This is a genomic window from Streptomyces niphimycinicus, assembly GCF_018883605.1.
GTDB lineage: Bacteria > Actinomycetota > Actinomycetes > Streptomycetales > Streptomycetaceae > Streptomyces > Streptomyces niphimycinicus.
This window is the reverse complement of record NZ_JAHLEM010000725.1, coordinates 1-3,122: the sequence shown is the minus strand read 5'-3', so window position 1 is coordinate 3,122 and position 3,122 is coordinate 1. Positions and strand designations below refer to the sequence as shown.

The following is a 3,122-nucleotide window of genomic DNA, read 5'->3' as shown; positions in this document are numbered from 1 at the left end:
GCCGTACGAGCCGGGCCCGGGGGCCGGCGTGCCGTACGAGCCGGGCCCGGGGGCCGGCGTGCCGTACGGGGCGGGTCCGGGCGCCGGGGCGCCGTACGGGTTCTGCGTCGGCATGCCATACGGAGCCGGGCCGCCCATCTGCGGCGCCAGCGAGGCGCGCTGCTCCTGCATCGCGGTGATCTGCCGGACCAGCAGCAGCGCGAGGACCGCCGCGGCCATGAAGATCACGATCGCGAACATGTCGAAGGCCAGGATGGAGTGCAGGCTCTCGATATCGCTCTTCGCCTCGGAGCGAGAGGGGGCGTAGTCGTCGCCCTCCACCTTGCCCCGCAGCAGGTTGTACCGGATGCCGCCGATGGCGTTGGTGACCAGCGCGACGATCCAGGTGACCCACCAGCCGTTGAGCAGACCGCGGCTGACGGCGTGCGGCCCCTGCGGGGAGCTGGCGCGCCAGATGTCGTTGGCGATCTGCTTGGGGAACCAGAAGTTGACGACGGGGGTGAACCAGGAACCGGCCGCCCAGCCGCTGCTGAAGCGGTGCTGGCCGGGCGCGAAGACCTCGGCGTTCAGCCGCAGCCGCCGGAACCAGATCACCCAGACCACGGCGATCGCGAGGGTGAGCAGCGAGTAGATGACCTGCGCGGTGGTGAAGAGGTCGTCGGCGTCGTTGAGGTCCTGCTCGGTGATGGAGACGGACTTGCCCTCGACCGCGTCCAGCATGTCCCCGATCACGCTGTACTGGCCGGAGCGCCCCACGAAGAGGAAGACGAGCGCCGGCAGCGCCACGCCGAAGAGCGCGACGAGCATGGTGGAAAGCCCGCGCCGCAGATCGACCCCGCCGGTCGGCATGCCCAGGGGCGGGGCGGCCGGGTAGCCGCCGGGCGCCGGCGGCATCTGCGCCATCTGCGGCGGGACGGACGGCTGCTGCGACGGCGCGGAGGGCTGCTGTTGTAGCTGCTGCTGGTACGTCCCGCATGCGGCACAGCGCCCGTCGGGGCCGACGGCGACAGCGCGGCAGTTCCCACACGGATACATGGTCTTTTGAGTCCCCCTGGGAACGTGACCCGCTGCGGGCCACGCGAGAAAATAAAGCCTCTGACCGCGCCCAGAGCGCGGACCTGCACGTTACGGGCATCCGACCGGTCACGTCCAGAGCGGAACGGACCCTGGACGCGGGGTGAGGTCCCCGGTTTCGCGCAAGGGGAGGTGTGACGCAATCGAGGCGTGCGACGCTGTAAGGGGTGCGAGCCTTTCACGGCTCTCCCTGATCGACGGTCGGGGCCTCTCCTGTGGGGGGTGGCGGCCCCGACCGTCCTTCTTTTCTCCTTCTTCTCTCCGCCTTCCCTCCCCCTTTTCTCCCGCCCGGGCCCCGCGCTCAGACCCCGAGCCGCTCGGCGAGCCGGGTGAAGTCGGACCAGCTCAGCGGCGGCTTCCCGGGGTTCCACACGCGCTGGGCCAGTGCCGCGAGCGGCAGCCTGATGCCCTGGGCCACCTGTGCGGCCGTCTGGGCGTCGGGCCGGTCACCCCAGATGGCGAAACGGGCGCCGAGGATCCGGTTTGGTCCGGTCAGGGACTTGTCGGCGACGGGCGTGGAGCCGCGCAGTACCGCGGGGGACCAGCTCTCGTAAATACGTTCGCCGGTCGGGTAGGTGAAGCCGCCGGGCTCGCCGAGGACGTAGTAGAGATACGAGTCATTGAGGTTGACCACCTTGCGGCCCTCCTTCAGATACTCCAGCGGCGGCCGTGCCGTCTCCTTCAGCCGTCCCGTCCAGTACTCGACCTCGATGTCCTTGTCGGGCTTGACGACGCCGCCGGCGAAGAAGCCGTCGTTCCACGCCTTGGGCTGCTTGCCGAGCTGCCGGGCGAGCCGGGCCCGGTCGTTCAGCCAGCCGGTGACCAGGTCCTGCACCCGGGCGTTGGGGCCGTACTTCGCCTTCGCGGCGGCCACCAGCTTCGGGAACGACGCCTGGGGGTCCTTGACGGTCAGCGCGAGGTACTCATCGGCGCCCAGATGCCACCAGCGGCCGGGGAAGAGCGGGGCGTACTCGCGCATGAGCTGATCGACGATGCGGGCCGAGGCCGGATTGGAGATGTCCACCGAGCCCTGGAAGGTGGTGCCGCCCGCGTTGCGCAGTTGGAGCCGCGGATGGGCCCTGATGACGGCGCCGAGGTGGCCCGGCGAGTCGATCTCGGGGATGACGGTGATGTGCAGCCGCTGCCCGAGCGCGACGATCTCCCGGACCTGGGCCTTGGTGAGGTGCTGGGCCGAGACGATCTCGGGGTGGCTGGTGCTCTGGATGCGGAAGCCCTGGTCGTCGGAGAAGTGCAGGGCCAGTTGGTTGAGCTTGAGGTCGGCCATCTCGCGCATCCGGGCCTCGATCCACCCGGCGGAGAAGAACTTGCGCGCGATGTCCAGGTTGAGGCCGCGCTGGGCGCGGCCGGGCCGGTCGTGGATCACGCCTTCGGGGAGGCGTCCGCCGGAACGCAGCGCCTGTTTCACGGTGCGGGTGCCGTAGAAGACGCCCGCCTCGGCGGGGCCGGTGATCCGGGCGCGGCCGCCGCCGACCGTCAGTGTGTACGCCTCGCGGCCACCGCTCTGCTTCGGCTCGATGGCGAGGGAGAGATCACCGGTGCGGGGGGTGCCGGAGGCGGTGCGCAGCCCCAGCTCCGTGGCGATCATGTGGGCCTCGTCGGCGAGCGGGCCGTTGAGGTCGGCCACCACCCGGCTGCCGCTGCCGGGCCGCCAGCCGGGGCCCGTGGCCGGGGTGAAGTCGCGGACGGAGGGGATGGTGCGGGGCGGGGCGGAGGCCGCCGTTCCGTGCGGCGAGGCGGCGGGGGACCGCGCGGAGGTGGCGGTCGTGGCAGGTGCGGAGTGCGCCGGCGAGGAACGGGCCGGTGAGGAACGGGTACCGGCCTGGCCCTGGCCGCCGCCCGTCTGCTGACAGCCGAGGGCCGCCAGAACGAAGGTGGCGACGGCACCCGCGATGAGACCGCGGACGCAGGACGCCTTGGTGGCTCTGAGCGGCAATCCCATGGCGGTGTACCTCCTTAGGCCCTCCCCACTTCGGGCATTCGGCCGCTTTTGGGCCGAAAAACACCCTGCGCCCCGAATGCCGTCCACC

At 71.2% G+C, this 3,122-nt stretch carries 2 protein-coding genes; both read right to left on the bottom strand.

Annotated elements, in window-relative coordinates; all coding sequences use genetic code 11:
• Positions 1–1,035: DUF4328 domain-containing protein (locus KN815_RS51730; protein ID WP_216346919.1), on the bottom strand; the 1,035-nt coding region annotated here is incomplete at its 3' end.
• A gap of 340 nt (positions 1,036–1,375) precedes the next feature.
• The gene (locus KN815_RS41275; RefSeq protein WP_216346918.1) at positions 1,376–3,034 is read right to left on the bottom strand and encodes a beta-N-acetylhexosaminidase; all 1,659 of its coding nucleotides are present in this window, start codon (positions 3,032–3,034) and stop codon (positions 1,376–1,378) included.
• Between the last annotated feature and the right edge of the window lie 88 nt (positions 3,035–3,122).